Source organism: Martinezella lusitana (assembly GCF_900094565.1).
In the GTDB taxonomy this organism is placed as follows: domain Bacteria; phylum Pseudomonadota; class Alphaproteobacteria; order Rhizobiales; family Rhizobiaceae; genus Rhizobium; species Rhizobium lusitanum.
This window is the reverse complement of sequence record NZ_FMAF01000009.1, coordinates 29770-36493: the sequence shown is the minus strand read 5'-3', so window position 1 is coordinate 36493 and position 6724 is coordinate 29770. Positions and strand designations below refer to the sequence as shown.

Annotated in this window: 1 protein-coding gene; it reads left to right on the top strand. The window is 60.3% G+C overall.

Annotation, left to right across the window (positions count from 1 at the left end; genetic code table 11):
* Positions 1 to 6724 (top strand): T1SS-143 repeat domain-containing protein (locus GA0061101_RS19310; RefSeq protein WP_167669575.1); only part of this gene is annotated, 6724 nt, incomplete at both ends.

Sequence of the window (6724 nt, the reverse complement as noted above, 5' to 3'; positions counted from 1 at the left end):
TCACCCTCGTGCAGTCGCTCGACGACGCCAAGGGCTCGGACGCCATCAAGCTGACTTTCGGTTACACAGCAACCGATTCTGACGGCGATAGCGCCGCGAACACCTTCACCGTCACTGTCGCCGACGACAAGCCTGTCGCCAGCGATGTCACCGTTGGCACAGGCAGCCTTTACGACACGGCGGCTGAGCAAATGCCGCTCCGCCCAATCGCCGAGCTCAGCGAAGGGCCGACACCGTCGGAGGGCGCCACCGACACCGTCAGTGGCGGATCGGGAAGCCTGTTTACCGCCGGCGCTGACGGCTTCCAGCAGGTTACCTTCACGGATCCGACCGGCCTCAAGGGCATCTACATCGATGTCAATGGCGTCGCTCACAAAGAAGGTCTGTCCTATAACACCACGACGGACAATCTGGGCAACACGATCTACACCGCAACCGGCAAGGAATCGGGCCATGTCCTATTCACACTGACCGTCGGTGCTGATGGCAGCTACACCTATGTCCAGTCCGGCGCTTTTGCGGATGCCAAGGGCTCCGACAACGAGAATTTCAAGATCTCCTTCGAAGTCACCGATGGTGATGGTGACAAGGCAATTGGCTCGCTGATGCTCAACGTCGCTGACAGCCTTCCGGTCGCCAATAATGTGACAGCAGACTCGGGCGTCCTCCACGATACCACGTCGACCTCCTCGGGGACGAATTCACCTTCCGTCCAGTTGCTTCTCGAGCAGCCGAGCGAGGGCGCGACGCCAACGGATGGCGCCAAGAGCAATGCCGACGGCGTGAGTGGCGCATCGGGTAGCCTGTTCACGACCGGGGCCGATGGCTTCGCGCGGCTGACTTTCAGCAATCCGACCGGGCTCAAGGCCATCAATATTGGTGAAAACGGCGTCGCGCACACGGAAGGACTGCATTACAGCACCTCGAGGGACGATTCCGGCAACACGATCTACACGGCGACCGGCAAGGATTCCGGCCACGTCATCTTCACGCTAACCGTCCATCCCAACGGCAGCTACACCTATGTCCAGTCCGGCGCCTTTGCTGACGACAAGGGCTCCGACAACGAGAATTTCAAGATCGGCTTTGAAGTCACCGATGGTGACGGCGACAAGGCAACGGGCTCGCTGACGCTCAACGTCGCCGACAGCCTCCCGGTCGCCAATAATGCTGCGGCTGATCGCCTCGTTAACGAGGATATGCTCCCCGGGGGCAATTCCGACCAGGCCGACGAATACAACAGCGTCAGCGGCGCATCGGGCAGCCTGTTCAACATGGGCGCAGATGGGTTCAAGCGGGTCACGATTGCTCATTCGGATCTGCCGCAGCTGACCACGATCTATACCGATGCGGATGGCGTCGCGCATCAGGAAGCCGTGATCTGGAGCAAAGCGCCGGTCGCCGACGGCAGCACGACCTGGGTGGCCAGCAGCGCGCATCATGAGACCGTTGCCACGCTGACCATCAATGCCGACGGCTCCTACACGTTTTCGACTGGTGCGCCGCTCGCGCATCCGACCGCGCAAGTCGACGAAGAGACCCTGTCCCTGACATTCAACTTCACGGTCACCGATGGTGATGGCGACAAGGCTACGGGTTCGCTGACAGTTGGTGTCAAGGACGATGTGCCGATCGCCCATACGGTCGACAGCACTGCCTCGCCGCTCAACGACGACGCCCAGATCGGTGGAAATCTGGACGCCAACGACGCCAACGTGCATAGCGTCTCGGGCGCTGCCGGTGCGTTGTTCAGCGCTGGTGCTGACGGTTTTGCAAGCGTCTCGATCGATCAGTCCAGCCTGCCGGCTTTGAAGGCGATCTACGTCGATGCCAACGGGTTCGCACAGCAGGAAGACGTCACCTGGGGCAAGCCGACGATTTCCGGCGGCGCGACAACCTGGATTGCTTCCAGCGCAAATCACGAGACCGTCGCCACGCTGACCATCAATGCTGACGGTTCCTACACATTCAGCACAGGCGCGCCGCTCGTCCACCCAACCTCCGGCACGACGGAAGAAGGCTTGCCGCTGACTTTCACCTTCACGGTGACCGATGGCGACAATGATACATCCACCGGCTCGCTGACCTTGCATGTCACGGATGACGTGCCGCTGGCACACACCGTCACTGTGACCGGGGTGACGCTGAACGACGATGCCCTAAAGGGCGGAAATCCCGACACAGTTGGCGTAACGGACACCGATACGGTCAGCGGCACGAGCGGCACGCTCTTTACTGGTGGCGCGGATGGCGTTCATCAGGTCACGCTCGGAGCGACGACCGATTTCGGCGCCATCTATACCGGCAAGGACGGATTTGCGCATGTCGAGTCGGTTGTTTGGGGCAGCCCGACGACTGCGGCGGGCGGTGAGACGATCTGGATCGCGACCGGCAAGGACAGCGGCCAGACGGTCGCGACGCTGACGATCGGCACGGATGGTTCCTACAGCTTCACGCTCAGCGCGCCGGTCGCTCATCAGGCAAGCCAGACTGCGGAAAATACACAGGATCTGTCCTTCAACTTCACGGTCACCGATGGTGACAGCGATACAGCCAGCGGTTCGCTGACGGTAACCGTCAAGGACGACGCGCCGATCGCCTTTAAGGTCGATACCACATCAACGCCGCTCAACGACGATGCGCAGGCGCATGGCAACCTGGATGACGCCGCCGACGCGAAGACGATCAACGGTGATGCCGGGGCTCTGTTCTCTGCCGGTGCCGATGGCGTCATGAGCGTATCGATGGACAATCTGCCGACGCTGAAGGCGATCTATCTCGACAGCCATGGCATCGGCCATCAGGAAAACGTAAGCTGGACCTCGTCTGCGACGAACGGTGTGACGACCTGGACGGCAACCGGCGCCTCCAGCCATGCCACCGTTGCGGTTCTGACGATCAATTCGGACGGTTCCTATAGCTTCACTGCTGATGCGCCGCTTGTTCATTCGGCGTCGTCGACGACCGAAGATAGCCTGACGCTGAATTTCGGCTTCACGGTTACGGATGGCGATGGCGATACGGCAAAGGGCTCGCTGGCGATCGCCATCACCGACGACGTTCCCGTTGCCTCCGGCGCAACCGTCGCGGCCAGGGCCGACGAAGGCGACATTTACAATCTCCTGTCGCATGGCAACAGCGCGCTCGACGGCACACATGACGGATCGTCCTCGCAGCCGGCACTGTTCGGTCTCGGTTTTGCGGCCACGGTATCCGGCTCCGTAGCGTCCACCGTCTCCTTCGGTGCCGATGGCGCAGCGCCCGGCGGCGGCTTCGGCTTCACTGCCAATGCGGCATCGACACTTGCCGCCCTGCATCTGACTTCGGGTGGCGGCGCGCTCTCCTATGCCGTCGTCAACAATGTGATCATCGGCTATGTCGATAACGATCACCACAGCGGCTACAATCCGTTTCTCGACCGCCCGGTCCTGTCATTGACGCTGTCCGGCGATGGCAGCTTCACTTTCCAGCAATACGATCAGCTCGACAATGTCGCGGGTCCCGGCAACGATCTGCGCTCCGGCAATAGCTCGATCTCGGCCATCGACTTCGGTTCCGTCATCCAGGCAACTGACAGCGACGGTGACAGTGTGACGCTGACCGGCGCTTTGAAAGTCACGATCGTCGACGACATGCCGAAGGTCGATCTGGCCCTGACGGGCTCGATCACCATCGACGAGAGCGGCAGCGGCGACAACGACGTAAGCGCCACCTATGCAGTTAAAAGCCTGTTTGCCGGCATCACCGGCGGCAGCGATCCACACATGTCGACAGTCTACGCACAGCATAACGTCGTCTCTCCGTCGGTTTCGATGGGTGCCGACGATGCGTCGGGCGCGACGAGCAGCCTGAGACTTCATATCGACAATGCCGACTCCGGCTTGACGACGACGGCAGGTCTGGCGATCACGCTTTCGCAGCTTGCCGATGGCACGGTTGTCGGCAAGATCGCCGATGGCGAAATCGCCTTTGCGATCCGCATCGACAACAGCGGCAAGGTCAGCATCGCCCAGTACATGGCGCTTGCTAACCCGAACACGTCAAAGTCGGATGGCGACACGGTTGATCTCACCGATAAGCTCTCGGCGGTTCTCAGTGCAACCGATAGCGACGGCGACACCGTCGCCAGGTCTGTTTCTATCGGCAGCAGCATTCATTTCGACGATGCCGGCCCTTCGATCGTTGGTGGCATTTCGGCAAAGACGCTTGTCGAGCACGATCTTTTGACCAATTCGGGTTCGCTGTCGCCTTCGGGCATCAGCACCGGCGATGTTGCGCTCAATCTCGCCTTCGGCGCTGACGGCCCGGCCGCCCATGCTGCTACCTTCGTAGCGCAATCGAACGGCAGCTATTTCACCGCGAGCTACGGCAACAATCAGACGCTGGATGCGACAAAGCTCAGCTCTGGCGGCCGCGCGCTGTCCTACTCGCTCAGCGGTGACGGCATGACGCTGATCGCCTATACCGGCAGCGATGCCGCCGACCAGTCGAGCTGGGTCTTCAAGGTTGCTCTGTCTCAAGACGGTAGTCACGCCAGCGGTGCCTACAACTTCACGCTCTATAAGGGGCTCGACGACGTCAACGGTCAGGTCAACCTCGCGGATATCAAGCTAACCTTCCAGGTTGCTGGCCATGACGGCGACGGCGACACGACGAACGGCACACAGAGATTTACGGTCGATGTGATCGATGATGTGCCTACTCTGGTTGATCATTCCTCCGTTTCCGCAAGTGTTTCGGAAACGGCGATCAATGCGCCGATAGTGACGACGGGATCATACATAATCGATTTCAGCACGGTCACCCCAGCGGCTGCAGGCCTGACGATTACTGAAGGCAGCGTTGGTCACGGCCACGCTGGTCAGTCGTCTAACAACGGCGATATCGTGCTCGCATCCAACGCGGGGACGACGTTCGTCGTCACCCAGATGGACATAACTGAGTCCACGCGGGGTCATTCCCCAACCCAGCCAGTCACTATCATCGGCATCGGGGCGGATGGCAAAACTTATACCACGACGTTCACGCCAACTAACGGCAATACGACTTTTTCGGTTACCGCGGGGTCCCCTCTTTACAACGTACAGCTGACGTCGATTACAGTCTCTCCGCATGACGCCGCCCGGGCGATCACACTCGACAACATTCATGTCATCGACACGACGACGATACCCACCAATGCCCCCGCCGAGACGACTCTGGATCTGACCTCACTGGTGCATGCCAGCGCCGACGGCCCGATGGCCTGGTCGGTGAACGCGATCACCGCCGGAACCTCTTCCGGCAACCTGACCGGTGGAACCGGGTTGACCTACAACGGCACGGCCATCACGCTTGCCAGCGCGGATGGGCACACGATCACCGGCTCGGCCGGAGGCGTCACGGTCTTCACGTTGACTGTCGATCCTACCAGTGGTCATGCCACGTTCGACCTGTACCATCCGATCGACGGCGGCAAGACGCTGCCGCTCGACTTCTCGAAATATCTGACGGCGACGGATTTCGATGGCGATTCCGTCGCCTTAGGCAGCGGTTCCGCAACCATCGTCGTTCAGTCGGCGACGGACAGCCTTCCGACGATCTCTTCGGCGAGCCTGGTGTCAAGCGTCAGCGAAAGCGGCTTACAGGGTGGAACGGGGACGGCCGGCGTCGCCAACGTCCATTCGGGTAGTATTGCGATCACCGCGGGCGATGCACCTTCGACGGTGACAATCGGCGGCCATACATTCAATGTTGGCGCAGTCATCGCTCATGGTGATGCCAATGCCAACATTCAGGGCACTTATGGAACGCTACATATCGTCAGCGTCACCGCAACGGCCATCAATTACATCTATACGCTGACCGCGGCAACGAACGGCGCGAGCAATCATGACGACTTCGCGGTTAAAATCAGCGACGCGCCGATTGACGGAGAAAGCCATACCGCGACACTGACCTTCAACATCAGCGACGACAAACCGATCGCAAGCACCGTTTCGCTTGGGTCTATGCTTGAGAACGACAACCCAACCTTTACTCTTGCTGCGGGCACCATCGCTTTCGGTGCCGATGGGGCGGCTGCGAGCGGTGCGATCCATGTCGATAGCATCAAGGCCACGGGTGATCTTGCCGGCTTGACGTTGAGCCCGTCGATGATCTCGATCGACGCAGGCCATGTGACTATCACACCCGGAACTGCATTCGATGCCCTGTCAGTTGGTCACACATCGATCCTGTCGATCGGATACACCTTGACCGATGGTGACGGCAGCAAAAGCAGCGGTACGTTCAGCATCAAGATCAACGGCACGAACGATGCTGCGGTGATCATGGGTGACGTGTCTGGCAGCGTGACGGAGGCCGGTGGCGTCGATAATGGGACGGTCGGGGTGCCCGCGGCGAGCGGGGTGCTTTCGGGGACGGACGTCGATAGCAATCCTTCGTTTACGGCGCAAAATAACGTGGCGACGAGCTACGGTCATTTCACGATCGGCGCTGACGGTCACTGGAGCTACCTGCTCGATAACAGTAACAGTGCCGTCCAGGCGCTGAACAGCACCGGCAGCAACACGAAGCTGCACGACATCGTCACGGTGACGACGGCGGATGGCACGTCCCAGCAGATCGACATCACCATCAACGGCACGAACGATGCACCGACGATTAAGCTTGTCGGTAACGACAGCGCCATTGGCAGTGTGACTGAGACTGGTATTGGTGTGGCCGACGACACCGCTCACAA